We start from the raw sequence: 1,062 nt of genomic DNA, 5'->3' as shown, positions 1-1,062 counted from the left end.
AACTCGTCGCCACCGATGCGGGCGGCGACATCGCCAGCGCGCAGGACCTTGCGCAGCGCACGGCCGACCGCAATCAGCACCGCGTCACCGGCCGCGTGGCCAAGTGCGTCATTGACCGGCTTGAACCGATCGAGGTCGATGAACATCAGGGCGCCGGCCGGCGCATCGGACAGCGCCGAGGCAACGGCGTTCTGGAAACATGTCCGGTTGGCGAGACCAGTCAGCCCGTCATGGGTCGCCGCATATTCGAGGCGCGCCTCGATTTCCTTCAAATGGGTGATATCGGTATCGGTACCGATCGTGCGCAGCACGTTGCCCTCTTCATCCCATTCGACGGGTTTGCCGCGACTGAGGATCCAGACATAGTGGCCGTCGCGGTGGCGCTCGCGGTATTCGATGATGTCATAGCCCATTTCGCCCTGGTTCTGGCGTGAAACGGTCTGCCGGATGCGGTCGCGATCCTCGGGGTGCAGCCGCGCCAGCCACGCGTCCTGGCTGTCATCGATCTCCTCGTCCTGCGGAATGCCGCGCATGGTACGCCACATGGGCGAATAGAACATGCGGCCCGTGCGGGCATCATGATCCCATACGCCTTGTCGTGCAGCCTCGAGGGCGAAGTGCCAGCGGCTCTCGCTTTCGGCAAGCGCTTTTTCCACGTGCTTGCGGCGATCGATGCTGCTGACCTGGACGACGACGTACATCGGCTCGCCGGTGGTCTCGGAATCGAGCACGGACATCGCAACCATCGCCCAGATGAGCTGACTGCTGGAGGCGCGGCACCGATGCTCGCCGTCGTAGCTCTGAAGACGGCCCGCTAGGATGTCGGAGAGCGCCTGGGCCGCTACGGCATCCTCAGGGTCGAAGAGGCCGGCAAGGGTCGAGGCCGAACTCGACCGGTCCACGAGGAAATCCCGATCGAAGGCAAGATTGGTGTAGACGATGGCACCGTCCATGCCGGTGACCGCCATGCCGATGGCGGCCTGATCGATGATCTTGCGCAGCATGGCCCGGTCCCTGCCGAACAGGAACGTGCCGGTCTCCTCCACATTTGCGGCAGCCTTG

The 1,062-nt window shown here is 64.2% G+C and carries 1 protein-coding gene; it reads right to left on the bottom strand.

The window, feature by feature from the left end:
- Positions 1–1,062 (bottom strand): diguanylate cyclase domain-containing protein (locus tag QQK18_RS26790; RefSeq protein WP_284343487.1); only part of this gene is annotated, 1,062 nt, incomplete at both ends.

The sequence above is a fragment of the Devosia nitrariae genome, assembly GCF_030160115.1.
GTDB lineage: Bacteria > Pseudomonadota > Alphaproteobacteria > Rhizobiales > Devosiaceae > Devosia > Devosia nitrariae.
This window is presented reverse-complemented; position numbering and strand designations above follow the sequence as displayed.